General features: G+C 63.0%; 25 protein-coding genes. 11 read left to right on the top strand and 14 right to left on the bottom strand.

Annotation, left to right across the window (positions count from 1 at the left end):
• The first annotated feature begins 341 nt into the window (after nt 1-341).
• Nucleotides 342-1,352, top strand: coding sequence for a COG3904 family protein (locus BUB39_RS14430; protein ID WP_244540258.1), 1,011 nt, complete (start codon nt 342-344; stop codon nt 1,350-1,352).
• 324 nt (nt 1,353-1,676) lie between these two features.
• Here the strand turns inward: BUB39_RS14430 and BUB39_RS14425 are convergent, their stop codons facing one another.
• Nucleotides 1,677-2,369, bottom strand: a complete 693-nt coding sequence (locus BUB39_RS14425) for a helix-turn-helix transcriptional regulator (protein ID WP_073054590.1) — start codon at nt 2,367-2,369, stop codon at nt 1,677-1,679.
• 78 nt (nt 2,370-2,447) lie between these two features.
• Between BUB39_RS14425 and BUB39_RS14420 the strand changes: the two genes are divergently transcribed.
• Nucleotides 2,448-2,870 (top strand): VOC family protein, encoded by a 423-nt coding sequence (locus BUB39_RS14420; protein WP_073054588.1) that lies wholly within the window; start codon nt 2,448-2,450, stop codon nt 2,868-2,870.
• A 171-nt stretch (nt 2,871-3,041) separates the two neighbouring features.
• On the opposite strand, the gene map is transcribed toward BUB39_RS14420, so the two are convergent.
• Nucleotides 3,042-3,806, bottom strand: coding sequence for a type I methionyl aminopeptidase (map, locus tag BUB39_RS14415; RefSeq protein ID WP_073054586.1), 765 nt, complete (start codon nt 3,804-3,806; stop codon nt 3,042-3,044).
• The gene (locus BUB39_RS14410) at nt 3,803-4,015 is read right to left on the bottom strand and encodes a ParD-like family protein (protein WP_073055552.1); all 213 of its coding nucleotides are present in this window, start codon (nt 4,013-4,015) and stop codon (nt 3,803-3,805) included. The genes map and BUB39_RS14410 overlap by 4 nt, the downstream gene beginning before the upstream one ends.
• Before the next feature lie 183 nt (nt 4,016-4,198).
• Between BUB39_RS14410 and BUB39_RS14405 the strand changes: the two genes are divergently transcribed.
• Complete coding sequence (locus tag BUB39_RS14405; RefSeq protein WP_073054584.1) at nt 4,199-4,546, top strand: hypothetical protein; 348 nt, start codon at nt 4,199-4,201, stop codon at nt 4,544-4,546.
• A 200-nt stretch (nt 4,547-4,746) separates the two neighbouring features.
• Nucleotides 4,747-5,562 carry a DUF1295 domain-containing protein gene (locus tag BUB39_RS14400; protein WP_073054582.1) on the top strand — a complete coding sequence of 272 codons (816 nt, stop codon included), beginning with the start codon at nt 4,747-4,749 and terminating at the stop codon, nt 5,560-5,562.
• Here the strand turns inward: BUB39_RS14400 and BUB39_RS14395 are convergent.
• Nucleotides 5,559-5,975 (bottom strand): DUF2177 family protein, encoded by a 417-nt coding sequence (locus BUB39_RS14395; RefSeq protein ID WP_073054580.1) that lies wholly within the window; start codon nt 5,973-5,975, stop codon nt 5,559-5,561. The two genes, BUB39_RS14400 and BUB39_RS14395, sit on opposite strands and share 4 nt — an antisense overlap.
• A gap of 111 nt (nt 5,976-6,086) precedes the next feature.
• The gene (locus BUB39_RS14390; RefSeq protein WP_073055550.1) at nt 6,087-7,367 is read right to left on the bottom strand and encodes a porin; all 1,281 of its coding nucleotides are present in this window, start codon (nt 7,365-7,367) and stop codon (nt 6,087-6,089) included.
• An 899-nt stretch (nt 7,368-8,266) separates the two neighbouring features.
• Here BUB39_RS14390 and BUB39_RS14385 point away from each other — a divergent pair.
• The 6 genes from BUB39_RS14385 (at nt 8,267) to BUB39_RS14360 (ending at nt 16,425) form a co-directional block, all read left to right on the top strand.
• Entirely contained in the window at nt 8,267-8,965 is a 699-nt protein-coding gene (locus BUB39_RS14385; protein ID WP_244540257.1) for a sugar transferase, read from the top strand.
• Nucleotides 8,966-9,190: 225 nt separating this feature from the next.
• Nucleotides 9,191-10,516 (top strand): efflux RND transporter periplasmic adaptor subunit, encoded by a 1,326-nt coding sequence (locus BUB39_RS14380; protein ID WP_073054578.1) that lies wholly within the window; start codon nt 9,191-9,193, stop codon nt 10,514-10,516.
• Between the two features lie 50 nt (nt 10,517-10,566).
• Nucleotides 10,567-13,728: an efflux RND transporter permease subunit gene (locus tag BUB39_RS14375; protein ID WP_073054575.1), complete on the top strand. Its 3,162-nt coding sequence runs from the start codon at nt 10,567-10,569 to the stop codon at nt 13,726-13,728.
• A gap of 31 nt (nt 13,729-13,759) precedes the next feature.
• Nucleotides 13,760-14,206, top strand: coding sequence for a hypothetical protein (locus tag BUB39_RS14370; RefSeq protein ID WP_073054573.1), 447 nt, complete (start codon nt 13,760-13,762; stop codon nt 14,204-14,206).
• A gap of 85 nt (nt 14,207-14,291) precedes the next feature.
• Nucleotides 14,292-15,587, top strand: coding sequence for an amidohydrolase family protein (locus BUB39_RS14365; RefSeq protein WP_073054571.1), 1,296 nt, complete (start codon nt 14,292-14,294; stop codon nt 15,585-15,587).
• 52 nt (nt 15,588-15,639) lie between these two features.
• Nucleotides 15,640-16,425: an endonuclease/exonuclease/phosphatase family protein gene (locus BUB39_RS14360; protein ID WP_073054568.1), complete on the top strand. Its 786-nt coding sequence runs from the start codon at nt 15,640-15,642 to the stop codon at nt 16,423-16,425.
• 84 nt (nt 16,426-16,509) lie between these two features.
• On the opposite strand, the gene BUB39_RS14355 is transcribed toward BUB39_RS14360, so the two are convergent.
• The 8 genes from BUB39_RS14355 to trpE form a co-directional block, all read right to left on the bottom strand.
• A complete protein-coding gene (locus BUB39_RS14355; protein WP_073054566.1) occupies nt 16,510-16,743 on the bottom strand; it encodes a hypothetical protein in 234 nt (77 codons plus the stop codon).
• Nucleotides 16,744-16,901: 158 nt separating this feature from the next.
• Nucleotides 16,902-18,107 carry a molybdopterin molybdotransferase MoeA gene (locus BUB39_RS14350; protein WP_073054564.1) on the bottom strand — a complete coding sequence of 402 codons (1,206 nt, stop codon included), beginning with the start codon at nt 18,105-18,107 and terminating at the stop codon, nt 16,902-16,904.
• Nucleotides 18,104-18,586, bottom strand: a complete 483-nt coding sequence (gene moaC, locus BUB39_RS14345) for a cyclic pyranopterin monophosphate synthase MoaC (protein ID WP_073054562.1) — start codon at nt 18,584-18,586, stop codon at nt 18,104-18,106. Before moaC ends, BUB39_RS14350 begins: the two co-directional genes overlap by 4 nt.
• A complete protein-coding gene (locus BUB39_RS14340) occupies nt 18,583-19,101 on the bottom strand; it encodes a GNAT family N-acetyltransferase (RefSeq protein WP_073054560.1) in 519 nt (172 codons plus the stop codon). Before BUB39_RS14340 ends, moaC begins: the two co-directional genes overlap by 4 nt.
• A 2-nt stretch (nt 19,102-19,103) precedes the next feature.
• A complete protein-coding gene (trpC, locus tag BUB39_RS14335) occupies nt 19,104-19,901 on the bottom strand; it encodes an indole-3-glycerol phosphate synthase TrpC (protein ID WP_073055545.1) in 798 nt (265 codons plus the stop codon).
• Nucleotides 19,902-19,905: 4 nt separating this feature from the next.
• Complete coding sequence (gene trpD, locus BUB39_RS14330) at nt 19,906-20,919, bottom strand: anthranilate phosphoribosyltransferase (protein ID WP_073054558.1); 1,014 nt, start codon at nt 20,917-20,919, stop codon at nt 19,906-19,908.
• Between the two features lie 10 nt (nt 20,920-20,929).
• The gene (locus BUB39_RS14325; protein ID WP_073054556.1) at nt 20,930-21,541 is read right to left on the bottom strand and encodes an anthranilate synthase component II; all 612 of its coding nucleotides are present in this window, start codon (nt 21,539-21,541) and stop codon (nt 20,930-20,932) included.
• A gap of 14 nt (nt 21,542-21,555) precedes the next feature.
• A complete protein-coding gene (trpE, locus tag BUB39_RS14320) occupies nt 21,556-23,070 on the bottom strand; it encodes an anthranilate synthase component I (RefSeq protein WP_073054553.1) in 1,515 nt (504 codons plus the stop codon).
• 38 nt (nt 23,071-23,108) lie between these two features.
• Here trpE and BUB39_RS25630 point away from each other — a divergent pair, with 38 nt between their 5' ends.
• Complete coding sequence (locus tag BUB39_RS25630) at nt 23,109-23,270, top strand: hypothetical protein (protein WP_210187082.1); 162 nt, start codon at nt 23,109-23,111, stop codon at nt 23,268-23,270.
• Between the two features lie 45 nt (nt 23,271-23,315).
• On the opposite strand, the gene BUB39_RS14315 is transcribed toward BUB39_RS25630, so the two are convergent.
• Nucleotides 23,316-25,202, bottom strand: a complete 1,887-nt coding sequence (locus BUB39_RS14315; RefSeq protein WP_073054551.1) for a peptidylprolyl isomerase — start codon at nt 25,200-25,202, stop codon at nt 23,316-23,318.
• Nucleotides 25,203-25,329: the final 127 nt, after the last annotated feature.

Genomic DNA, 25,329 nt, shown 5'->3' with positions numbered 1-25,329 from the left:
GGAGCCCTGTTACAATTTCGGTTACAAAACCGGATTGAAAGCAGGCGGGACGATCGACGGCAAAACGGCGCGCCCCGACTGCTTCGAGCTACCCGCTCGGATGGACGAGATCGCCGCAAGCGACCCGGTCGCACTGGCAAACATCAAGAAGCATCTGGCTTGGACGCAGCCACGCGGCAAACAACGAAGTCTGCCGGATGCAAGGGCTAGCCGCGATCCATAGCGCGACGATCAGAGGGCGCTCGGATTTGGCATCGGCGCCCTTTTTTCTACCGGCGGTCGCAATCCATCTTCGAATCGAACCAGTATGGGCGAGTTCCTACCGATGATGGTGAGCGATCTTGCAGTTCTTCTACACCGACCCGCAGACAGAATTCGAGCGCATGATTGGGGGCTATTTCTACGTCAATGCGCTCGGCCAGATTGAGCCGGGGGATGATCGCAAGTTTACTCAGTTCTTGAAGATATCTAAGGTTCCGCCGCGCACTACCGTATATATTGACTCGAGCGGTGGCGATGTTGATGCGGCTATTGGCATAGGGCGAGCTATTAGAGAGCACTGGCTGGAGACTACTGTCGGCAAGTGCCTCCTAAAACATGACAATTCCTCCGAATTCATTTTCAAGCGAGACTACCAACCGGGCCGTTGCATGAGCGCGGCGACACTTATATTGATTGGCGGCAGGATCAGGCTTGTCCTCAAAGGAGGACAGGTTGGAGTCCATCAGTTTTCCTTCCGCAATCCGACTCCGGATGCGATTGGCCATTCTCAAGTGCTTTCCGCAAGGATAGCTGGCTATATTCACGAAATGGGTATTTCGCCGGAATTTATGGCGCTCTCTGCCTCAACACGTAGCGATGAAATTACCATAGTTACTGAGGCCGAACTTGAGAGACTGAAGGTTATTACCGGAGGTCAAACGACTGTAGTTTGGACAGTCCAGGCGCGGCGCAATATGATCTACGTCCGAGGAGAGCGGGATTCAATCTATGGCCATCATAAGATAATACTGAATTATTTGAAAGAATCCGGCTTTATGTTCTGGGCTGTAATAGAGGCGCAAGGTAGAGAGCACGAGTTGATGAATTTCGTTCCTGTAGAATTAGTTGTAAAAAACGAAGAGATCAAGATAGACGTCTCCAGCCGCTGCCACCGAATTATTGAAGGGATGTACGTCAATGTGTTCGTCAATCTTAGTGAGGCCGAAGCGAGGACAATTGCGTTTTCGGACAGTGTAGGTATTCACATTAGGGGTTCTCGGGAAGCAGGCATGTTTTTAGGAATTGCGCCAATGGCTACTTCTGACGGCAAGGAACAGCTTGCGACGTTCTTCAATGTTCTCTGCAGTTGAGGGGGTAACCGTTCGAGCCGCTGCGCTAGGAAACAAATGCACTGCTCTGGCACCATCTAGTGCCTGTGAATCAGGATTCGGCTCCCGTCCAAAACAACGCCAATCTGTCGTCCAAAGTGCCGCTCGGCGCCTGAGATAAGTGTCTATGAACTAACGAATTGATCGCGAGCGCCGAATTCAATCCTCTCTGCCACTCCCGCCGATTGCCGCGCGGACCGCGTCCGCAGATCACGAACTTGGCTTACCGCAGAAAGTTAGTTTCGGCGGACGGCTGCCCCATTGCTGTCAAAGCATATTGGCGAAGCCTGACCCGAAAGCTGCCGTTCAGTCGCTCCGTTTCTCACTGAGCTTTGCCAGATAGTCGCGCAACAACGGCGCCCGCCGGGGACGAAAGCTGGTTCCGTTGCTTGAAAGGCTCTCGACCCGGTCGACCCTGAACATGCGGAAGTCATCACGCAGGCAGCACCAGGCCAGAACCGTCAGCACGTGATCGCTGTACATGATGGCAAGGGGACGAATGATGCGCTGGCTGGCGGTGCCCGCTTGATCGAGATAGCTGATCTCGATCTCCTGTTCCTCCCAGCACGCCTGCCGTATCGCCTGCAGATGCGGATGCAGGCCGTAGCGACCCGTTGGCCTGTAGACATGGGATATCGCATGCAGCAATTGCCGTTCGCGATCATCCGGCAAGGTTGCGGCGACCTTCGCGAGGACGGAATCGGCGGCACGCGCGAGGTCCGGGTCGCCCATCTGGCGCACCTCGCTGAGGCCCACGGTGATCGCCTCGATTTCCAGACGATCGAATGTTTGCGGCGGCAGGGCGTAGTCCTCGACCAACCGATAGCCATAGCCGCGTTCCCCCTCGATCCGGGCGCCCGACAGCCGCAACAGCTCGATATCGCGGTAGATCGATCGGACGGACACGCCGCGTTCGACCGCCAGGCGCTGCGCCGTGATCGGGGGCGCCATGACGCGCATCAGTTGCAGCAGGCGCAGCAATCGATCGGGTCCGCTCATCGTCCAACTGCCGTGAAGTGTCAGGTGGGTGCATCTATACCCGCTTCAGCCGTTTCACACAGCCAGAGGGCGAAGACGATGAGCATCAAGACCGTCGCACACATCAATTTCCGCGGCGAAGCGCGCCCGGCACTGTCCTTCTACCAATCCGTCTTCGGTGGCGATCTGGTGCTTCTCACCCATGCGCAGATTTATGGCACCACCGATCCGGCGGAAGCCGACCTGGTGGGTTGGGGTCGTGTCGTTTCGAACGAAGGCTTTGCCGTCATGGCCTATGACGCACCGGCGAGCCGGGCCTACGATCCGGGACAAAGCCCGTTCTTCATGTCCGTCAGCGGCAATGACGGCGACGAAATCACCGCCTATTGGGACAAACTCAAGGTCGGCGGGGAGGTTTTGCAGGACCTTGCGCCGGCCGGCTGGTCGCCGCTCTACGGAATGCTGAAGGACAGGTTCGGCATCACCTGGGTTCTCGATGTCCAAAGCAGCGACGCCGGTTGAGCGTAACGCGGCCAGATTCTGGCGAGAGCGTGGCTCTGTTCTCTGCACTCGCCCAGATCAGTCTCCGGGCGGTCCTGCGGCCTTCGCGTGCCAAAGCCCCTGGCGACTTGGTCGCCAAGGGGATGCCGGCAGGATCAGCGGTGCCGACCTGTCATCGCGCCGTCCCGACCATCAGGCTGCGCGTTCATCCGGGCGCAGCGTCAGGACCGCGACGCCGGAGGCGGTGACGGCGACGGTGTGCTCGAACTGGGCCGAGAGTGATCCGTCGCGTGTCACGACGGTCCAGCCGTCCGCTTCGGTCTTCACGGTCCGCCGGCCGCGGTTGAGCATCGGTTCGATGGTGAACACCATGCCTTCGCGGAGGGCGAGGCCCGTTCCGGGTCGTCCGAAATGCAGAATCTGCGGCTCCTCATGCATCTGGCGGCCGATTCCATGGCCGCAATATTCGCGCACGACCGAATACCCGTTGCACCTTGCGTGTCGCTCGATCGCGAAGCCGATATCGCCAAGCTGCGCGCCGGGACGAACCGCGCGGATGCCGGCCCACATCGCGTCATAGGTCGTCCGGACCAGCCGTTTCGCGGCTGGATGGACCGCACCGACGAGGTAGGTCTTGCTGGAGTCGGCGATGTAGCCGTTCTTTTCCAGCGTGATGTCGAAGTTGACGATGTCGCCGTCGCGCAGCACGTCCGATTGCGACGGGATGCCGTGGCAGACCACGTCATTGACGGAAGCGTTCAGGACGAAGCCGTAGCCGTACTGTCCCTTGCTGGCCGGCCGGGCCGCGAGATTATCGACGATGAAGCGCTCGACCAGTTCGTTGATCTCGAAGGTCGAGATGCCGATCAGCGGCGTGCGGTCCAGCATCGCGAAGACGGACGCCAGCAGCCGCCCGGATTCAGCCAGCAATGCCAGTTCCTGGGGCGTCTTGGTCATGCTTCACTCGCGACGAGCGGCTGCGCCGAGACGCCGGCGGATTTGAGCTCGCGCCCGAGAATCTCGCTGAAGCACAGCCCCGGATTGGTCTCGCAGAGCATGCCGAGTTTGATCCAGTACGCCGCCTGGGCGTTGATGGAACGGAACGAAACCCGGCTCGCCCTGCGCAGCTGCTCATGCAAGTCGTCCTCGATATTCACGATGCCCATGACGGCCTCCATATACGAAACGTATATGGAGTATATCGCTTCCAAGATGGGAATCCAGTCTCGATCTCGGATGTGAACCGATCGGCGCGCGCTGAGACAGTTCGGTGAAGAACAGCTGGCCGCGGGAAGAGTTTCTTAAAGTCTCCGTCGCTATGCGAAGAGGGTTCGCAAGGAGAATGAGCGATGATTTCTATGTTCACGGTATTCTATGCAGTGCTTGCGCTTTGTGGCGGAGCGCTCGGCGCCTATCTCACCAAAGCGCCGCTTGGCGTCGGCGTGGCGGCTGCGGCCGCCGGCTTCATCGCTTCATGTGTCGCGCAGCTCGCCGGCGCGACGATCCTGATCGCATTCTTGGCCTTCGTCTTGGTGACGGTTGTCGTTGCGCTGGTGCTGAAGCTGCGGCCGGCCCAGATCGGAGCGATCATTGTGGCGATGGTGGTGGTGTCGATGGCAGGCCAGTTCGCCGTCGGATTCGTTGGCGGTTTCGACGCGGCCTTCTCCAAGGCGTTCAATCACGCGCTCAAATCGTAGCGCCTCATCTCGGCAGGCGTCTGCTGTCCGGCAAATCGACAGACGGCGCTATGCGCGGCCAAGTCCGGCGCTATGTGCTCCGCTGAGGCAAGCAATCCGAGGACTTGCCATAGATCTGCCGATGGAGCCGCCTTGTCCCGCACGCATGCCGTTTCGCCAGCCCACCGAATTAACGCCCCTCAGCCGGTGAGCCCAGCGAGATGACGGTGATCGTCGTTGGTCTCGTCGGCGCCGGCCTCGTGCTGGTCGCCGTGATGACGCTGGCCTGGCTGACGCAACGCGTCACGGGGAATGCCGGATGGTCGGATGCGTTCTGGTCGTTCGGCGTAGGTCTGGCCGGCGTTGGCCTCGCGCTCCTGCCGGTCTCGGGTTTGGAATGGCCAAGCAGCCGCCAGCTTCTGGTCGCGCTGGCGGCGGGGCTCTGGTCGGTCCGACTCGGCAGCCATATTGCGGCGCGCTCACGCGGCAGCGCGGAAGATGCGCGCTATGCCGCCTTCCGCAAGGAGTGGGGCGCCGCGTTCCAGCGCCGGCTCTTCGTCTTCCTGATGATACAGGCTGCGGCCGGCTGGTTTCTCGGTCTGTCGATCCTGGCCGCGGCCCAGAACCCGCGAGAGGGACTGGGTCTTCAGGATGCCGCGGCGGTGGCGCTCATTCTGGTCGCGATCCTCGGCGAGACGCTGGCCGACCGCCGGTTGCAGCGCTTTCGCGAGCGCCAGCAGGCAGGGCAGGGCGCCGTCTGCGAGGATGGCCTCTGGGCGTGGTCGCGCCACCCCAACTACTTCTTCGAATGGCTGGGCTGGCTCGCCTATCCGGTCTTCGCGATCGATTTCGGCGGTTATGCGTTCGGTTTCGTGGCGCTGACCGGCCCCGCCTTCATGTACTGGCTGCTCGTCCATGTTTCGGGCATTCCGCCGCTCGAGGCGCATATGATGCGCAGCCGCCCGGAGGCCTTTGCGCGCTATCGCGACCGCGTGCCCGCCTTTTTCCCAAGGCCTCCAAGCCGGAAGCGCGCCTAGAGAAGGCCGAACTGCCGCGCAAGCCAGCTGGCGATGACGGTGGCAAGCCACGCGGCAACGCCACTCACAACCGTGCCCCATGTCATGTCGATGGCGGTGATGGCGACGCCCCAGTTGCGCAGGGTGGCAAAATTGGTGAGGTCATAGGTGCCATAGGCGAAGAGGCCGAACAGCGCGCCCCAGAGCAGCGCATAGCCAGCGCCGGCGCCCTTGACGCCTGGGAGCACGGCGAACACGACCAGACCGACGGCGTAGAAGAGATAGAAGATGACAGCCGGCCCCGGCCTGAAGCTCTCGAGGAGAATATCGCCGAGGAGCGGACGGTAGATCCGGGCCGCCATGGTGCCGAGCCAGACCGTGTCGATGGCGGCGAACAGGACGAGCGTCACGGCATAGGTAAGGGCGTTCAGCATGGGTTCCTCGCGCGGTTGCCCTCCAGTAACGAATGGCCGGCGCCGCTGGATCGCGACGCCGGCCAGATTGTCAGGAGAGGCTACGAGCGGCGAGCCGCAGGAAGCCGGATATTACCAGGAGCGCTTCATCCAGAGGTTGACCGTCCAGGCGTCGCCATCGGTTTCCTTGAGGGCGGCGGCCGTGCGGCCATCGGAGACCTCGACATGCGAGTATTGGCCGTCGAGCATCAGGTCGAGACCGGTGACCGGGGTCCAGCCCGTCGAGAACACGCCACGGTACGCATCGACGGTGTAGTTGTCATAGTAGCTGTCGCCGTCATAGGACGCGTAGCCGCCGGAGACGGCCGACCAGACGGTCGGGGTCCAGACATGCTTGTACGAAGCGAGCGCCGACCAGCTGGAGCCAGGCGCGGCAGAAGCAATGAAATTGCTATTGACGCTCGAGGTCAGGTTGGCGACCGACGTACCGCCGGCGATGCCGGTGTACGAGTTGGCGTTGTCGCCATACGAACCGGTCACGAAGAACTTGTCGCCCTTCGAGAAGCTGTCGAGAGCGAACTCGACGCTGCCGCCGATGGCGTAGCCTGACTTGGCGTCGATCACATAGGGATTGGCAAGCGTGCCGGCGCCGCCATTGATATCAACGGCGTCATTCACATAGGCGACGGCGATCTTCGTCGAGAAGATGCCCGAGGCGTAGGTCAGGGCGCCGACGATGTCGGGGATGTTGGTCTGGCCGCCCTGGTAGTAGCTCGCGCCGCTGAGCACCGGATCGCCGGTGTTGCCGGAAGCGCCGCGGTCACGCTGGTCTTCCACCGAGATCGCGAGACCGAAGCCGTTGACGGCGTAGGTCAGCTGGATGTGGTCGGTCTTGGTGTCGGACGCGAAGCCGCCGGTATCGGTATAGCCCTGGCCGAAATCATACAGGGAGTCGAAACGGCCTGCCTTGATCGGACCGAGCGCGAGATAAGCGCTGTCGACATAGGCCGAATTGGTGGCCGCGTTGACGGTCTGCGTCGCCGACTGCGTGAAGGAGCCGGTGTTGCCGGACTGAGCACGGAAGTCGAGGAAGCCGGTGAGGTTTCCGAATTCGGTGACCGACGAAGCCGTGAGCTGGACCGAGGCTTCCGTGTAGAAGTTCGACCACTGGCTGTTCGGGTAAATCTTGTTGTACGTGCCGAAATCGGTATCACCAAAAGCGGTACCGAACTTCACGTAGCCACCGACCTTGATGCAGGTGTCGGTGCCAGGAGAATAGAAGAAGCCCTTACCAAACGCATCGCAGACTTTTACATAGTCGACCGGCTCGGCGACCGTAAGATCGGCAGCTTCGGCGGCGCCGCAAGCGAAGATCACGGCAGCGGATCCGAGAAGCAAATGCTTGAAATTCATGTCTGACCTCGTGTTGAGGAAGAAACAAGACACGATCGGATAGACCGGTCGGCGAAGCATGACTGCCTCGGCGCCAGTTTATCTTTCGGTCAGGTGCCCCCAAATCAATGTAGAATGCGGCTGCGATCAGCAACCGCCGCCTGTCGCGACCCCTCGCGTCAGGTCGAGCGGAACCTAGCGGGCCGGTCGGGCGCTGGCATGTGAAGAGAATGTCATAATCACTTGGTCAATTTTTCGCGTTGCTGCCGTTGCGAAAATGTCTCAATGGAACATGACAGAATAACAACAGAATAATGACTTGCCGACGCACGAGAGTGGCAAAGACATTCTCTGCAACCGACCCTGCCTGCTACCTTCGCGACGGACACTCATGGCGCGTGAGTCGAGCATTTGCTGTGATATTCGGCTTCACCAAAGGATATGCTTGCAAAATCACCAAAATCCTGTCTGCTATTGAGACTGGTGTTTCGATGCCAAATGGGAGTCAGGATCTCTGGGCGTGGGCGCAAAACGAAAGGCGCTCGATCATGGCGACCCCTTCATTGTGTCGCAATCGTCGTGTCTGCTGCCCAAGCGAGGATTAATTCAGACAACAACGGATGTGGGACCCTCACGCGGCCCCGTTAATGGATCGTTGAATGAATAATCGCAAAGCTCGATGCCGGTGGGCGCGGGGGCCAGATCATGCAAGGGCCAGTCATTTTCTAGGAATGTCGAACTGCGTTTTGCCTGATTAGTGGGCAGGCGCGAACCGGGGCAGGCGCAAGAAAGCGCTTGCTGGCAACCGGGCTAGAGGTTACAAACCGCTTATGCTGCTGTGCACGGTGAGTTGTGCGGTGCAAAACTCGGGCAATCCGCGGGGACTACCGATGTTTTTTGATGAATCTGCTCAAGGCGTCGTGACTGAGCCGGCCAGCCTTGGACTGTTCCGTTCGGCAGAGAGCGACGTCGCCCCAGCGCGTGACGTCGGTGTGCCGAGTGCAAGACTTGTGACACGGGCCTCGGAAATCAACAACTCGCGATTCAAGCGCGCGCTCGACGTGGTCGGCGCAGCAACGCTTCTCCTCGTGCTGCTGCCGGTCCTGCTGATCATTGCGCTCGCAATTCGTCTTGAAAGCACGGGTCCCGTGTTCTTCCGGCAGAAGCGTTATGGCGTAGCGCGCGAAATCTTCACGCTCTACAAGTTCCGTTCGATGAGCGTTCTGGAAACGCACGGCACGTTCGTGCAGGTTTCGGCCGGCGATAGCCGCATCACCAAGGTTGGCGCCTTCCTCCGCCGGACCAGCCTTGATGAGCTGCCGCAGTTGCTCAATGTCCTCAGAGGCGACATGTCGCTCGTTGGCCCGCGCCCGCATGCGGTGCCGATGGATGATACATTCGGCCGCATTCTGCCGAACTATAGTGACCGGCATCTCGTGCGCCCGGGTCTGACTGGATTGGCTCAGATCGAGGGCCATCGCGGACCGACGGATGCGATGAACAAGATCCAGATGCGTCTTCGCTGCGACCGCGCCTATATCCGCAAATGGACGCCGCTCTACGACGTTAAGATCCTGCTACTGACGCCGGCATCTTTGCTGCACGCCAATGCATTCTGAGGTCGCTGGCCTCTAGATCGAAAGCCGCTGCCGAAAGGCCAGCGGCTTTTTTGTTGCCCGGTCAGCTGATGGCCATTGCAGTCGACAATTGCCACCGCTCCTTAACAATCGACCAGCTATATGCTTGTGTCGCTCGAGAAGGTGCCGGCGGATTCGCTGCACGTCGGGCGGCGGTGTGACCGTCAGCGATACCGGCCGTGATCTGGCCGCTCCGGGGGAAATGGAATGAGCCGTCGCGACCTGAGCCTTGTGAGAACCGGCCGCGGACTGCTGCTCGCAGCTGCATCGGTCGCCGTGTTGTCTCTGGCCGCCTGCAACGAGAAGAATGAATACGTGCCGCCGCCGCCCCAAAAGGTGACGGTCGCGCAGCCGACGCAGGACTCGGTCACGCTCTATATGGAGCTCACGGGCAATACGGACGCATTCAATCAGGTCGATCTTGAGGCCCGCGTCCAGGGCTTCCTCACCGGCATCAAATATGTTGACGGCCAGAAGGTGAAGTCCGGCGACGTTCTCTTCACGATCCAGCGGGACACCTATCAGGCACAGCTCGATCAGGCGAAGGGCGCACTGGCGTCTGCTCAGGCTGCGCAGGAGAACAAGCAGCTCGAATATAATCGCCAGAACACGCTGGTTCAGCAGCAGGTGACGTCGGTCGCCAAGGCCGATGACGCCAAGGCACAGCTCGACCAGGCCATCGCTGCGACAGCGCAGGCCCAGGCGGATGTCGAGGTGGCGCAGATCAATCTCGGCTACACCGAGATCAAGGCGCCGTTCGATGGCGTGGTCAGCAACCACCTGCAGGATATCGGCGCGCTTGTCGGCTATAGCGGCCCGACCAAGCTGGCGACGATCGTCCAGAACGACCCGATCTATACTTATTTCAGCGTCAACGAGCGGCAGGTTCTTCTCATCAAGGAAGCGCTCACCAAGCGCGGCAAGACGCTGCGGGACGTCCACGACATTCCCGTCGAGATCGGCCTCTCGATCGACACCGATTATCCCTATACCGGCGTCATCGATTACATCGCCCCGAATGTCGATCAGAATACGGGCACTCTCACAGTGCGCGGCGTGTTCGACAACAAGGACTCGGCGCTTCTGCCGGGCCTCTTCGCCAAGGTGCGCGTGCCGCTGCAGAAGCAGCCGAACGCCATCCTCGTCAACGACACCGCGATCGCCACGAGCCAGGCCGGCAGCTACGTCCTGGTTGTCGGTTCGGATAACAAAGTCGAGCAGCGGATCGTCAAGCCGGGTCAGCTGGAAGGCCAGTTGCGCGTGATCGACTCCGGACTGACCAAGGATGACTGGGTCGTCGTCGGCGGCAACCAGCGCGCCGTCCCGGGAAATACGGTCGATCCGGAAAAGGGCAGCATGAGCGCCGCCCAGCCATCGGCAAGCGCCACGCGGGCTGTGACGCCGCCAGCTGGCTCGGAACCGGCTCCGGCTGCGACAGCAGCTCCGCCGGCAGCCCCGGCTCCGGCGACAACACCAGCGCCGGCCGCAACGCCTGAGCCGGCGGCGCCGGCTCCGGCACCAGCGACCCCGTGAGGGCTTCGAGCTAACGCGACCGATCGGCGACCCCAGGGCAGGCGGCTTCCATGTTTTCAAAGTTTTTCATCGAGCGGCCGGTTCTTTCGAACGTCCTGGCGCTCGTCATTGTGCTGCTCGGCGCTGTGGCGCTCTACACGCTTCCGGTGTCGCAATATCCCAATGTCGTGCCGCCGACGATCCAGGTCTCGACCAGCTATCCGGGTGCCAGCGCGCGCACCCTGATGAACACAGTTGCCCTGCCCATCGAGGAGCAGGTCAATGGCGTCCAGGGCATGATCTACATGCAGTCGACGAGCGCCAGTGACGGCACCTACAATCTCGTCGTCACGTTCGACATCGGCACGGATCCGAATGAGGCGCAGGTCCTCGTCCAGAACCGTGTGTCGATTGCGCTCGCCTCGCTGCCGCAGTCGGTGCAGGTCCAGGGCGTCAACGTCCAGAAGAAGTCGACGGCGATCCTGCAGTTCATCACTCTGTTTTCGCCGGACAAGAGCTATGACGGGCTCTATCTGTCGAATTACGGCGTCATCAACATCCAGAACGAACTGGCGCGTATTCCAGGCGTCGGCAATGTCACGGTGTTCGGCGCCGGGCCCTATGCCATGCGCATCTGGATGGACCCGGACAAGCTGCAGTCGTTCGGGTTGACGCCGAGCGACGTCGTCAATGCCATCCAGCAGCAGAGCCAGGAAGTCACGGCGGGCATGACCGGCATGCCGCCGGCACCGGACGGCCTCAACTTCCAGTACACGGTGAACGTGGACGGGCGCTTCAACGACGCGCCGGATTTCGAGAACATCGTCGTCAAGGTCAACAACGAGAATGGCGGCCAGATCGTTCGCGTGCGCGACATCGGCCGTGTCGAACTTGGCTCGCAGAGCTACAGCCATACCGCAACCTTCAACAATGCGCCGTCGGCGGCGATCGGCATATTCCAGTTGCCTGACGCCAACGCGCTCGCGGTTGCTGATGCCGTCTCCGCCAAGATGCAGGAGCTTTCCAAGGCGTTCCCGCCGGGCCTGAAATACGAGATCCCGTTCGACACCACCAAGTTCGTGACCGCATCGATCGACGAGGTCTACAAGACGCTGTTCGAGGCGGCCATCCTGGTCCTCATCGTCATCCTGCTGTTCCTGCAGGATTGGCGCGCCATGCTGGTGCCGGCGACAACCGTGCCCGTGACGATCATCGGCGCCTTCGCCGCCATGGCGGCGCTTGGTTTCACGGTCAATACGGCCACCCTGTTCGCCATCATCCTGGCGATCGGTATCGTCGTCGACGACGCCATCGTGATCGTCGAAGGCGTTTCACGTCATATGGAGGCCGGGATGACCGGCCGCGAGGCGGCTGTGAAGGCGATGAGCGAGCTGTTCGGCCCGATCATCGGCATCACGCTCGTGCTCATGGCCGTGTTTCTGCCCTCAGCAGCCCTGCCGGGCCTGACCGGCCAGATGTACCAGCAATTCGCGCTGGTGATCGCGGCGACGGCGTTCATCTCCGCGATTAACGCCATGACGCTGAAGCCGACGCAGTGCGCGCTCTGGCTGCGGGCGCCGACACCGCCTGAAAAGAAGAACTTCTTCTTCCGCGGCTTCAACCATGTCTATGACTGGTGCGAGCGTCACTATGCCGGGCTGATCCGCCACATGGTGAAGGTCAGCTATCTGATGCTGCTCGTCGCTGTCATTCTGGTCGGCGTTGCCTTCTGGGGGCTGAGCCGAATCCCGACTGCGTTCCTGCCCAATGAAGACCAGGGCTATGTCGTCATCTCGGTACAATTGCCCGAGGGCGCCTCGCTGCAGCGGACGGATCGTGTCGTACAGGAAGCCACCGACATCGCGCTGAAGACGCCCGGCGTCGCCAGCGCAATCGGCATCACCGGCATATCGGTGCTCGACAATTCTGCGACCTTGTTCAATGCCGGCGCCGTCTATGTCATGTTCAAGGACTGGTCGGTGCGCGGCAAGGCCGAAAACCTGCGCGCTATCTACGAGAATCTCTCGGCGTCGCTCAACAAGCTGTCCGACGCCACCGCCTTCGTGATCGTGCCCCCGCCCATTCAGGGCATCGGCAGCACCGGTGGCTTCACGATGGAGATTCTGGTCAAGGACGGCAGCTCGGACTTCCACAAGCTTCAGGCGGCTGTCAGCCAGGTGGAAGCCAATGCCGCGACGCAGACGGGCCTGCAGCGCGTCAATTCGAGCTTCAGCGCGACCACGCCGCAGTTCACGCTCAAGATCAACCGCATCCTGGCGGAGACGCTGGGTGTCACGGTCGGCCAGGTGTTCTCGACGATCGAGGCCTATCTCGGTTCGACCTATGTCAATCAGTTCACGAAGTTCAACAATGTCTTCCAGGTCTATGTGCAGGCCTCGCCCGAGAGCCGCATCGAGCCGAAGGACATCCTGAATCTGAAGGTGAAGACGAAGACCGGCGATATGGTGCCGCTTGGCACCCTGATCTCGTTCGAAAACAGCGACGGTCCGCCGCTGATCACCCTCTACAATCTCTATCCGGCGGCGACGCTGGCCGGCGGCCCCGCCGCGGGCTTCAGCTCGGGCCAGGCGATGCAATTGATGGGGCAGATTGCGAACGAAACGCTGCCGCCGGGCTATGGCTATGCCTGGACGGCGATGTCGTACCAGGAAGAAATCGTCGGCAACGACATCTACTTCGTCTTCGCGCTTGCGGTCGTGCTCGTCTATTTCGTGCTGGCCGGTCAGTATGAGAGCTGGATCCAGCCGCTCTCGGTCATTCTGGCGGTGCCGCTGGCTCTGCTCGGCACGGTCGCGGCCCTGACCTCGCTCGGCCTCGCCAACAATCTCTATACGCAGATCGGCATCATCCTATTGATCGCGCTGGCGGCCAAAAACGCGATTCTGATCGTCGAATATGCGCGCGAAAAGCGAGCGGAAGGAATGGAGATCGCCGAGGCGGCGGTCGAGGCGGCTCGGCTTCGCTTCCGCCCGATCCTGATGACCTCGTTTGCCTTCATCCTCGGCGTGCTGCCGCTGGTCTTCGCGACCGGCGCCGGTGCCAGCTCGCGTGCCTCGATCGGCATCGCCGTCGTTAGTGGCATGCTCGCCTCGACCTGCCTCGCGGTCCTGTTCGTGCCGTCCTTCTTCACGGTGCTGCAGCGCCTTGAGGAGCGGGGGAAGAGCAAGAAGCCTGCCGTCGCGCCAAATGTGCCGGCGATGACGGCCGATTGATCGGCAACGCACGGTCGCTGGGGGAGAAGACATGTCGTCGAAGCTGAGAATTGCGGCGCTGATGGCCATCGCTGGTTTTGCTGTCACGACTGCGTCGGGGATCGCCCTGGCGCAATCGACCGATCAGCAGATGCAGCAGATGGAAAAGAAACTGGACATGAATGCGACGCCCGACATGGCGGCGCTCGCCTTCCAGGATGATCTCGCGGCGCTCGAAGAATGCCAGTCTGGCTGCAAGCCCCTGATCGAGCGGATGCTTGGCAAATACAAGACCGATCCGACGCTCGGCGGCAATCCAAAGCTCGGCGCGAGCGACGCCGCGCAACTCGCCGCAGCTCTCGCGACGGCGGCAGCAACGCTGCCAAAGGCTGACGCGGAGAAGGTCGGCAGCGACGTCACCGCTTCGCTTGGCGCAGATGCAGGCGCTGCCTTTGCCGGCGCCTATGCCGGGACGACGGCGCCGTATAATCCACAGTAGCGTCAAGGGCGCTGCGACGGCGGCAGCGCTTGCAAAGCCGCGCTGGTCCTGATCGGATATCAGCATCAGCACAGCCGGGGCATGCATGGCATTCGATCTCATCGTCAAGAACGCGACACTTCCGGACGGACGCTCGGGGGTCGATATCGCCGTCGAGAAGGGGCGGATCAGCGCAGTCGAGCCGTCGATTGCAGCCGATGCCGGCCGGGTCATCGACGCTCGCGGTTATCTCGTTTCTCCTCCCTTCATCGACTGCCACTTCCATATGGACGCGACTTTGTCGCTCGGCCTGCCGCGGATGAACGAGTCGGGTACGTTGCTGGAGGGAATCGCGCTCTGGGGCGAGTTGAAGCCGCTGCTGACGCATGAAGCGGTCATCGAACGGGCCCTGAAATATTGCGACCTCGCCGTCGCGCAGGGCCTCCTCGCGGTGCGCACACATGTCGATGTCTGTGACGATCGCTTGCTTGCCGTCGAGGCGTTGCTCGAGGTGCGGGAGAAGGTGAAGCCCTATCTCGACCTGCAGCTCGTTGCCTTCCCCCAGGATGGCTATTACCGCTCACCCAACGCCGCCCGCAATCTGGAGCGCGCGCTTGACATGGGTGTCGACGTCGTCGGCGGAATTCCGCATTTCGAGCGCACGATGGCCGACGGCGCAGCCTCGGTGACAGCGCTTTGTGAAATCGCTGCGAAGCGCGGACTGATGATCGATGTCCATTGCGATGAGAGCGATGACCCGCTCTCGCGCCATATCGAGACGCTCACGGCCGAGGTGCATCGGCTTGGTCTCGGTGGACGCGCCGTTGGCTCCCATCTGACCTCGATGCATTCGATGGACAGCTACTACGTCTCAAAGCTGCTGCCTCTTATGCGCGAGGCCGGCATCGCCGCGATCGCCAATCCGCTCATCAACATCACCTTGCAGGGCCGCCACGACACCTATCCGCGCCGCCGCGGCCTGACGCGGATCGCCGAGATGCGGGCGCTGGGCATTCCAGTGGCGCTCGGCCAGGATTGCTGCATGGACCCGTGGTATGGCCTTGGCCATGCCGACATGCTGGATGTCGCCAGCATGGCTGTCCATGCCGTGCCGATGACGAGCCGCGAAGCCATTCGCTGGGCGTTCGAGGCGGTCACGACAATACCGGCCGCGATCCTCGGCATTGACGGCTATGGCATTGCGCCGGGCAAGAACGCTGACTTCGTCATCCTGCAGGCTGCCGACACGATCGAAGCGATCCGCATGCGGGCCACGCGTCTGACGGTCATTCGCCGTGGTGCGGTCATCGCCGAGACGCCACCCCGTACAGCGGCTCTTAGCCTTCCCGGTCGCCCGACAGTCGTCAATCCCGCAGTCTACGCGCCGAAGACCGCCCATTGACGGGAACGCTCTCGGGCTGTGCGAATTGCCAAGGCGGCAACAAGGATCATCAATGAGCCGGTTTCGCATCCTCTCCTACAACGTGCACAGCTGCATCGGCACCGACAAGCAGCATTCGCCCGAGCGCGTGGCGCATGTGATCGCGAGCTGCAAGCCCGATATCGTTGCGCTGCAGGAGATCGATGTCGGTCGGCCGCGCACGGGTAGCATTGATCAGGCGCGGACGCTGGCGTCGCTGCTTGGCATGGAGGCGCATTTCCATGCCTCGACCCATGTCGGCCCCGAGCGATATGGCGACGCGATCCTGACGGCATTGCCGATCTCGATGGTTCGGACAGGCCCGCTCCCGGGCTTTCACGACCGCATCAAGGTCGAGCCCCGCGGCGCGCTGTGGGCTTCCATCGATGTTGGAGGGGCGGCTCTCCAGGTGGTCAATACGCATCTCGGCGTCTGGCCGCACGAGCAGATGCTTCAGCTGTCGACACTGCTCGGCCCTGACTGGCTTGGCCATCCCGATTGCCACGATCCGGTCGTCTTCGTCGGTGATTTCAATGCGCCGCCCGGGCTGTCACCCTATCGGCGGCTCGCGGCGCAGTTCACCGATGTCCAGAAGGAATGGGGCGACCGGAAGGCGAAGCCTACATTCCCAGGCCGCCTCCCGACGCTGAGGATCGACCATGTCTGGCTGCGGGGCAGGGCCAAGGTTGAAAATGTCGAAGTCGTGCGGACGCCGCTTGCGCGCGTCGCATCGGATCATCTTCCGCTGGTCGTCGATATCGATATACACGCCAACGATGCGCGTGATCATGGCGCGAGCATCCACAAGAAGTCGGCCTAGGCTAACGCTCGGCCGACTTCGGAACTCAGCTTTGGTTGACAGTCCTGCAAGCGGGTGCTGACGGGAGTTGTTGAGAGCGTCCGTTCAGCGATAAATCCAGCTGACCCAGCGCGAATGCAGGCGCTGCGGGCGGTCGCTGCGACGTGAAACACGCGGTGGCGGCGCAGCGTTGAGCCGGTTGAGGTCCGCAATGAGATTGTCATAGCGAGTAAGGCCCGAACTGTTCATATGGCAGAGCATCAGAGCGCCAGCAGCCAGGCTCGAACCAATGCCGAGATTGTGCTGACTGGGCGAAACCTTGTTCGGCGTTCTTTCCATGATCTCCCTCCCGGCGTTCGACCATCGAGAATCAACGTCCCAGAGCAAGACGCGTTCCGACTGACGCGGATGCGGGTAGCTCAGAAGTAGTACGCGCGCAGTGATTAAATGTGAACAATTAATTAACAGTTCACCCGCGGGCCTAACTTTTATTCAAATCAAGGCAAGATGATGACGCGGCAAGCCTCTCCTGCAAGCGCGGCCGGGGTGTGCGGCGGGCGAACGATCAGGCATCCCGCCTCGGCGAAGGTCGACAGCATGGAGCTGTCTTGACGCGGGAAGGGCGTCGCGATCCGAGTGCCATCAGAGGCGATGGCGATCTCGGCCCGGAGATAGTCCTGCCGGCCGTCATTCGCCCGCAAAGGTCCCCCAAGCGTCGCGCTCACCGCGTGCTCGACGGGCGCGAGTCCCAGCATCGTCTCTACAAGTGGCCGCAGGAACAGCAGCGAACAGACAAGGCTCGAGACAGGATTGCCGGGAAAGCCGAGGACGCGCATCGGTCCAAGCCGGCCGAAGATCAGCGGCTTGCCGGGCCGCATGGCGATGCGCCAGAAATCGAGCGCCATGCCCCGTTCCGTCAGAACCTCCTGGGCGAAATCATGATCGCCAACCGATGCGCCGCCGAGCGTCACGAGAATATCGGCGCCTTCAGCAGCATCGATCGCGGTGGCAAGCTTATCCTTGTCGTCGGCAACGATCCCGAGGTCGCGGACGGCGCCGCCGAGCGACTGCACTAAGCCGGCAATGCCATAGCCGTTGGAGGCGACGATGCTGTCCTCCGGACCATCGCTGCCGGGCGGAACAAGCTCGTCGCCTGTGGCGATGATCGCGACCAGCGGCTTGCGGCGCACCGGAACGTTCGCATGATCGAGCGCCGCGGCCAAAGCGAGCTGGCGCATCCCGAGCCGCAATCCTGCCGGGAGCAAAGCCGCCCCGATCTCGAAATCGAGGCCGCGCCTGCGGATGTGCTGGCCGGTGGTGACAATTTCGCGGGCGGCGATGCGCTCTTCGGACAGGCGCTCCACATCCTCCTGCAGAAGGATCGCATCGGCGCCGTCGGGAACGACAGCCCCGGTGAAGATCCGAACGGCTTCGCCGCGACTGACTTGGCCGGCAAAGGGATGGCCCGCCGGTGCCGCGCCGATTACAGCAAGCTGTGCGGGCAAGGCTGCGACATCCGCCGCGCGAACGGCATAGCCGTCCATCGCGGAAACATCGCGCGGCGGCTGCGAGCGCCGCGCGACAAGCGGCTCGGCCAGCACGCGGCCAAGACAGTCCGAGATCGCTACGGCCTCGGATTCAAGCGGAACGACGCCATCGAGCACACGGCGGATCGCTTCCTCGACCGGGAGAAGACCCTTCAAGGCTCGGCCTTCCAATGGCCGGAGCGGCCGCCCATCTTCTCGACCAGCCGGATGGGACCGATGACCATGCCGCGATCGGCCGCCTTTGCCATGTCGTAGATCGTGAGGCAGGCGACGGAAACGGCCGTGAGGGCCTCCATTTCGACGCCGGTCTTGTCCGCGACCTTGGTCGTTGCGCGGACGCGCAGGCCCGGCAACGTCTCGTCGGCCTCGATGTCGATCGTGACTTTTGACAGCATGATCGGATGACAGAGCGGCACGAGCTCATGCGTCTTCTTGGCAGCCATGATCCCGGCAATGCGCGCCGTCGCGAAGACATCGCCTTTTGCGAGATTGCCGGCCGTGATCAGCGCCAGCGTCTCCCGCTGCATCTCGACGGCGCCTTCCGCGACCGCGATGCGGCTCGTCACCGGCTTGTCCGAGACGTCCACCATATGGGCGGCGCCGGTTTCGTCGATATGGGTGAGACGGGCGGTCATCGGGCAAGCTCCTTGCGCATGAAGATGCGACGGTCGAGAGGCAGCCCGGCGGCGCGTTCGGCGCCGTTGAGCAGATGGAAGGCCGGGCCCCAGTCATCGATCTCCACCGGCAGGAACCCTCGCCGCGCGTAGAAGGGCGCGTTCCAGGGCACGTCGGTGAATGTCGACAGGGTCAAAGCCGCAAGGCCGCGATCGGCGGCCGCGGTCTCGATCCCAGCCAGCAACGCGGTGCCGATGCCTTGTCCATTGAACACAGCGCGCACGGAGAGCTCGTAGACATGCAGCGCCTCGTCGAGCAGGCCCGCAAGCACAAAGCCCACAAGGCCGGCGTCTCCCGCAACGGCTCCCAGCGCCACGCCCTTCTCGATCACCGCGAGGATGAACGGCTCGGAACTCGGTTCGCCATCGGCAATCGCGTCGAGGCCAACCTCGCGGAATCGCTCCGCCGCGTCGCGCTCGATCTCCGGAAGCAGCGACGCCTCTTCCGGGAGAATCGCACGGACCACGACCGGCATGTTCAGGCGGCCGGTGCGAGCAGAGCCGAGGTTGCCGCAGCGACGTCGTCCTGGCGCATCAGGCTTTCGCCGACGAGATAGGCATGGATGTTTGCGCCCCGAAGCCGGGCAATATCGTCCCGCGTATAGATCGCACTCTCGCCGACGATGATCCGGTCGCCGGGCACCCGCGGCGCCAGGCGCTCGGAGGTTTCGAGCGTCGTCTCGAACGTGCGCAGATTGCGGTTGTTGATGCCGATAAGCGGCGAGCGAAGACCAAGCGCGCGATCAAGCTCAGCCTCGTCATGCACCTCGATCAGCACGTCGAGCCCGACGCTTGCCGCGGCGTCCTCGATTTCACGCGCCATCTGGTCAGGAATGGCGGCCATGATGATCAGGATGCAATCGGCGCCCCAAACCTTCGATTCGAACACCTGATAGGGCTCGAAGATGAAATCCTTGCGGAGCGCTGGCAGATCGACGGCATCGCGGGCGGCAACGAGATATTCGGGCGCGCCCTGGAACCAGGGCGCATCGGTCAGCACCGACAGGCAGGCCGCTCCGCCGTCCTCATAAGCCTTCGCAAGAGCGGGAGGGTCGAAATCCGGCCGGATCAGGCCTTTGGACGGGCTCGCCTTCTTGATCTCGGCGATGAGCGCCGGCTTGCCATCGGCGAGCTTGTTGCGGATCGCGTTACCGAAACCGCGCGCTGGAGCCGCATCCATCGCGCGCGCCTCCATCTCGCTCGGGCGGATGCGCTCCTTGGCGAGTGCGATCTCGTCGCGCTTGGTCGCCTCGATTTTCTTCAGGATGTCGGTCATCATCTCATCCGTTCGTGACGGCAACGAGCTTCTCGAGCCGCGCCATCGCAGCCCCGGTATCGATCGCGTTCGCGGCACGGGCAACGCCTTCGGCGAGCGAAGCGACCCTGCCGGCGACGATCAGCGTCGCGCCCGCATTGAGCAGCACCGTGTCGCGATAGGCGCCCGGCGCACCACCGAGCAGCGCGCGAAGTGCGGCCGCATTCTCTGCCGCATCGCCGCCCCTGATCGCTTCGGGCGGCGAAAGCGGCAGGCCGACCTCTTCCGGCGTGATCGTGAAGGTCTGGATCCGGCCGCCGTCCAGCGACGCGACGCGGGTCGGCCCCGTCGATGTGATCTCGTCGACGCCGCCAGCGCCATGGACAATCCAGGCCCGCTCCGATCCGAGAGCCGAGAGAACGGCAGCGAGCGGCTCCAACCATTCCGGCGCGAAGACCCCGACCAGCTGGCGCCTCACGCCGGCCGGATTGGAGAGCGGCCCGAGCAGGTTGAAGATCGTCCGCGTGCCGAGTTCGACCCGCGCCGGCCCGACATGCTTCATCGCCGCGTGATGGGCCGGCGCGAACATGAAGCCGATGCCGGCTTCGCGGATCGCGGTGGCGATCGTTTCAGGAGGCACGTCGACATTGACGCCGAGCGCCATCAACACGTCAGCCGCGCCCGACCGCGAGGAGAGCGCGCGATTGCCGTGCTTCGCGACCGGAACGCCCGCGCCGGCGACGACGAAGGCAGAGGCGGTCGAGATGTTAAGCGTGTGCGAGCCGTCACCGCCGGTGCCGACCACATCGATCGCGCCCTCCGGCGCCTCGACGGTCAGCATCTTCGATCGCATCGTCGCCACGGCGCCGGCGATCTCGTCCACGGTCTCGCCGCGAACCCGGAGCGCCATCAGGAAGCCGCCGATCTGCGCCGGTGTGGCGTTGCCCGACATGATGATATCGAACGCCGCCTCGGCCTCGGCGCGGTCGAGCGCCTTGCCGGAAGCGGCCTTCGCGATATAGGCCTTGAAATCGCTCATCGTGCCACGCTCACGCCACCGACCGCGCCTGGCGATGCCGCCGATTCCATTCCCCAGCGATGTCGAGGAAATTCTGCAGCATGCGATGTCCGTGCTCGGACGCGATGCTTTCGGGGTGGAACTGCACGCCGTGCATCGGCAGGGTCTTGTGCATGGCCCCCATCACGACGCCGTCTTCCGATTCAGCCGTGATCTCCAGAACGTCGGGCATCGTTTCGCGGCGCACCTGCAGCGAGTGATAGCGCGTCGCCTGGAAGGGTCCGTTGATACCGCGAAAGACGCTGCGGCCCGTATGGCTGATGGTCGAAATCTTGCCATGCATCTGGGAAGGCGCGCGCACGACATCGCCGCCCATCGCCTGGCCGATCGCCTGATGGCCAAGGCAGACGCCGAAGATCGGGATCGTGGCGCCGGCCTGGTCGATGAGGTCAAGGCAGATGCCCGCCTCGTTCGGCGTGCACGGGCCCGGCGAGAGCACGATGCCCTCGGGATCGAGCGCCATCACTTCGTCGACGCTGATCTTGTCGTTGCGGCGGACCATCAGTTCCGCGCCAAGCTCCCCGAGATAATGGACGAGGTTGTAGGTGAAGCTGTCGTAGTTATCGATGACGAGAAATGCCACTGCCGTTCCTCCGCCTACTGCCCGCGTCCGGCCTGGGAAGCGAACTTTACCGCTTCCTCGGCCGCACGGAAGAGGGCCCGCGCCTTGGCGATGCATTCCTGATGCTCGCTTTCGGGCACCGAGTCCGCGACGATGCCCGCCCCGGCCTGCGCGTACATCTTGCCGTCCTTGATGATCGAGGTTCTCAGGACGATGCAGGTATCCATCGCGCCATCAGCCGAAAAATAGCCGACGCAACCGGCATAAATGCCGCGTTTCTCCCCTTCCAGCTCATCGATGATCTGCATTGCGCGCACTTTCGGCGCGCCGGAAACCGTGCCGGCGGGGAAGCCGGCGGCGAGCGCATCGAGCATGTCGTGCGGGGCGGCGAGGCGGCCCACGACATTCGAAACGATGTGCATCACCTGGCTATAATATTCGAGGAAGAACTTGTCGGTGACCTTCACCGAGCCGATCTCGGCGACTCGGCCGACATCGTTACGGCCGAGGTCGAGCAGCATCAGATGCTCGGCCAGCTCCTTCGGGTCCGCGAGCAATTCGGCGGCGAGCGCCTTGTCCAGTTCCGGCGTCGCACCCCGGCGTCGCGTTCCGGCGATCGGACGGATGGTGACGTCGCCGTCGCGCACGCGGACGAGGATTTCGGGGCTGGATCCGGCGACGGCAAACTCGCCGAAGTCGAGAAAGTACAGGAAAGGCGAGGGGTTGGTGCGTCGGAGCGCCCGATAGAGCGCGAAGGGCGGCAGGCTGAACGGCGCCTCGAAGCGCTGCGACAGCACGACCTGGAAGATGTCGCCAGCGGCGATATATTCCTTGGCCTTCGCGACCATCTCCAGATAGCGCTCATGCGGCGTGTTCGAGACGACCGGTACGTCGAGATCGACATCCGATGCGCCCGCGACACGGGCCAGCGGCCCCTCCAGCGTATCGACAACCTCGGTCAGCCGGTTCACGGCCCGGCGATGCGCTTCCTCCCCGGAGACCCCGTCGGCCGGACGGATCGGCGTGACGATGGTGATTTCGTCCTTCACCGCATCGAAGATCACCATGACGGTCGGGCGCATCATGATCGCGTCGGGCAGGCCGAGCGCGTCGGGATTGGGCGGGCCGAGATCCTCCATCTGGCGGACCATGTCATAGCCGAGATAGCCGAAAATGCCGGCCGACATCGGTGGCAGCGCTTCCGGCAAATCGATATGCGATTCGGCGATGAGCGCCCGGAGCACGTCCAGCGAGCGGCCTTCAGCCGGCACGAACGCCTCGCGTCCGGGCGAAACCGTCCGGTCGATCTCGGCCTTGTCGGCATGGGCGCGAAACAGCAGATCGGGCTCGATGCCGATCATCGAATAGCGTCCGCGCACCGCGCCGCCTTCCACCGATTCGAGGAGGAAGGTATTGGCGCGGCCGGCGGAGAGCTTCAGCATGGCGGAGACGGGCGTCTCCAAGTCTGCGACGAGGCGGGTCCACGCGACCTGCGCCTTGCCGGCGGAATAGTTGCGCGCGATCGTCTCAAGCGACGGCTCGATCAGCATGATGTCTGTCCAGGGTCTCGGCGGGCAGGGATGCCCGGATGTCGGTGGTTGCGGCGGCGTTCGTCAGCCCGGAAGAACCGGGCATGGCGATCAGCGCCATCGCCACCCGGCATGCCAGCGTGCGTCACCATGCCAGCGACGCGGGGCCGAAGCCGAGCCCCCGCCGAACCCAGCCGCCGACGGCCGCGAGAGGCGGCTGATCGTCGGGGGGAGGTGGGAACCGGCGGACGACATAGCTTCCCTTTTTAGCTCGCGCCAATCACGCGCTGCAACGCCTGCTGGTTGACCTTGGCGCCGAGCTGGTTCTGCAGTTCGGCGATATATTGCTGCAACAGGTCATTCTGCATCGCATCGGCGAGCTGCTTGGTCAAGGAAGCCTGAGTCGAGTCGTTCTTGACGAAGGGCGTCTCCGTGACCTCGTCCACCTGCAGCACGATCTGCTGGTCGGGCGTGACGCCGACAACCGCCGCCGCATGACCCTTCGGTCCCGCAAAGGCGGCCTTGAGCGCATCGGCCGAGAAATCCGCCGGCGGCTTGCTACCGCGCGTCTGGTTGGCGTCGGTCTCGACGGTCAGCTTGAGCTGGTCGGCAATCGCGTCGAGCGTCTCGCCCTTGGCGATCCGAGCAGCCGTGTCCTTTGCCTTCGCCACGAGCTGGTCGGCAATCGTCGCCTTCTTCCAGGCGGCGGCGACCTTGTCCTTGACCTCGTCGAGCGGCCGGTCATGCGCCGGATCGATCGACGTCACGGCATACCAGACCACCCCATCACCATTGTTGAGATAGGGATTGTCGATGCCGACATCGCTCTCGAACGCCGCCTTCAGCAGCGCATCCTTGGTCGGGATGTCGGCGACAGGCTGGCCGTCGGCATTGTTGCCGGACTGGTCAACGGTGATGGTCTTCACCGTCAGCTTGTTCTTGGTGGCGATTTCCTGAAGCGTCGAGCCGCCGGCGCGCGCGTCCTCGATGGCATCGCGCAGCGTGCCGAGGTCGTTACGGGCCGCGGTGAGCGCGAGGTTCTTCTTGATCTCTGCCTTGACGCTGTCGAAGGGCTGCACGGTCGCCGGCGTAATGTCGGTCACCTTCAGCAGCACCGGGCCGAAGCTGCCGACGACGACGTCGCTCGTGCCGCCCGAGGGCAATGAGAAGGCCGCATCCGCCACTTTCGCGTCGATCAGCTTGTCGCGCGTGACGACGCCGAGATCGGTATCGACGAGTTTCTTGCCGGCGCCCTCGACGACGCTTTCGAACGATGCGCCGCCCTTAAGGCTGGCGGCAGCCGCCTCGGCGGTGCTCTGGTCGGAGAAGATGAGCTGGTAGACGTGCCGTGCTTCCGGCGTCGAATACTGCGACTTATCGGCGTCGTAGGCCTTCTGCGCCGACGCATCGTCGATGTCTGACGGCCGCGCAACATCCTCGGGCGACACCGAAAGCAGCGCGATCTCGCGCAGTTCCGGCCGGCGCCAGTCGGCCTTGTGGTCGTTATAGAAGGTCGTCAGCTGCTCGGACGTCGGCTCGCCGACATCGGTGATCAGCGAAGAGGGGAGGACCAGGTAGCGGATCGTCCGTGCCTCGGTCTGATAGGTATGCAGCGCTTCGGCGAGCACGGCCGGCATCGTCGCGCCACCCGAAATGCTGTCGGCGATCTGCTTGCGGCGCTCGACGTTGCGGCGCTCCAGAACATAGTCGTCCTCATTCAGGCCATTTGCGCGCAGCACCTGGACGAAATAGGCGCGATCGAAGGTCCCCGCGGGGCCCTTGAACGAAGGATCCGCGGCGATTTCCTTGACCAGCGTGTCCTGCGAGACGCCGAGGGCGAGGCTTTCGGCCTGATCGTCGAGCGCCGCTTCGGTCACGAGGCGGGCGAGGACCTGATTGGGGAGGCCGAACGCGCGCGCCTGATCCGGCGTGACCTGCGTGCCGACCTGCTGGCTGACGCTCTGCAGTTCGCGGCGATAGGCGCGATCGAAGGCCGCGACCGAGATCTCCGTATTGCCGACCGTCGCCACCGTATTGGTGCCGATGCCGCTCAGCGCGCCGGCAATGCCCCAGACGCCGAACGAGATGATCAGAATGCCGATCAGGACTTTCGCCACCGGACCGGAGGCGTGTTTACGCATGGAATCGAGCATCGGCATCCTCTGAGAGAGCGGGGCGGCAACGCCCTCGCTTAGGGCGCGCGATCATAGAAAGGTGATCTCGCCGGGGCAATAGCGGCCGTCACCGATCGATTCCAGCTGTCCGGCCTCTGGAAACGGC

This window comes from Kaistia soli DSM 19436 (assembly GCF_900129325.1).
Lineage (GTDB): Bacteria > Pseudomonadota > Alphaproteobacteria > Rhizobiales > Kaistiaceae > Kaistia > Kaistia soli.
Note: the sequence above shows the minus strand (reverse complement) of the source record. Positions and strands in the feature narration are given on the sequence as shown.

Excerpts from the sequence above, each read along its gene's own strand:
- BUB39_RS25630 (WP_210187082.1), top strand. The coding sequence starts at position 23,109 with ATGTCGGTGGTTGCGGCGGCGTTCGTCAGCCCGGAAGAACCGGGCATG.
- BUB39_RS14420 (WP_073054588.1), top strand. The coding sequence starts at position 2,448 with ATGAGCATCAAGACCGTCGCACACATCAATTTCCGCGGCGAAGCGCGC.
- BUB39_RS14375 (WP_073054575.1), top strand. The coding sequence starts at position 10,567 with ATGTTTTCAAAGTTTTTCATCGAGCGGCCGGTTCTTTCGAACGTCCTG.
- trpD (WP_073054558.1), bottom strand. The coding sequence starts at position 20,919 with ATGAGCGATTTCAAGGCCTATATCGCGAAGGCCGCTTCCGGCAAGGCG.
- BUB39_RS14380 (WP_073054578.1), top strand. The coding sequence starts at position 9,191 with ATGAGCCGTCGCGACCTGAGCCTTGTGAGAACCGGCCGCGGACTGCTG.
- BUB39_RS14400 (WP_073054582.1), top strand. The coding sequence starts at position 4,747 with ATGACGGTGATCGTCGTTGGTCTCGTCGGCGCCGGCCTCGTGCTGGTC.
- BUB39_RS14340 (WP_073054560.1), bottom strand. The coding sequence starts at position 19,101 with ATGCCGGTCGTGGTCCGTGCGATTCTCCCGGAAGAGGCGTCGCTGCTT.
- BUB39_RS14370 (WP_073054573.1), top strand. The coding sequence starts at position 13,760 with ATGTCGTCGAAGCTGAGAATTGCGGCGCTGATGGCCATCGCTGGTTTT.
- BUB39_RS14425 (WP_073054590.1), bottom strand. The coding sequence starts at position 2,369 with ATGAGCGGACCCGATCGATTGCTGCGCCTGCTGCAACTGATGCGCGTC.
- BUB39_RS14405 (WP_073054584.1), top strand. The coding sequence starts at position 4,199 with ATGATTTCTATGTTCACGGTATTCTATGCAGTGCTTGCGCTTTGTGGC.
- BUB39_RS14360 (WP_073054568.1), top strand. The coding sequence starts at position 15,640 with ATGAGCCGGTTTCGCATCCTCTCCTACAACGTGCACAGCTGCATCGGC.
- BUB39_RS14355 (WP_073054566.1), bottom strand. The coding sequence starts at position 16,743 with ATGGAAAGAACGCCGAACAAGGTTTCGCCCAGTCAGCACAATCTCGGC.
- trpC (WP_073055545.1), bottom strand. The coding sequence starts at position 19,901 with ATGACCGACATCCTGAAGAAAATCGAGGCGACCAAGCGCGACGAGATC.
- BUB39_RS14365 (WP_073054571.1), top strand. The coding sequence starts at position 14,292 with ATGGCATTCGATCTCATCGTCAAGAACGCGACACTTCCGGACGGACGC.
- BUB39_RS14315 (WP_073054551.1), bottom strand. The coding sequence starts at position 25,202 with ATGCTCGATTCCATGCGTAAACACGCCTCCGGTCCGGTGGCGAAAGTC.
- moaC (WP_073054562.1), bottom strand. The coding sequence starts at position 18,586 with ATGACCGCCCGTCTCACCCATATCGACGAAACCGGCGCCGCCCATATG.
- trpE (WP_073054553.1), bottom strand. The coding sequence starts at position 23,070 with ATGCTGATCGAGCCGTCGCTTGAGACGATCGCGCGCAACTATTCCGCC.
- BUB39_RS14410 (WP_073055552.1), bottom strand. The coding sequence starts at position 4,015 with ATGGGCATCGTGAATATCGAGGACGACTTGCATGAGCAGCTGCGCAGG.
- BUB39_RS14395 (WP_073054580.1), bottom strand. The coding sequence starts at position 5,975 with ATGCTGAACGCCCTTACCTATGCCGTGACGCTCGTCCTGTTCGCCGCC.
- map (WP_073054586.1), bottom strand. The coding sequence starts at position 3,806 with ATGACCAAGACGCCCCAGGAACTGGCATTGCTGGCTGAATCCGGGCGG.
- BUB39_RS14390 (WP_073055550.1), bottom strand. The coding sequence starts at position 7,367 with ATGAATTTCAAGCATTTGCTTCTCGGATCCGCTGCCGTGATCTTCGCT.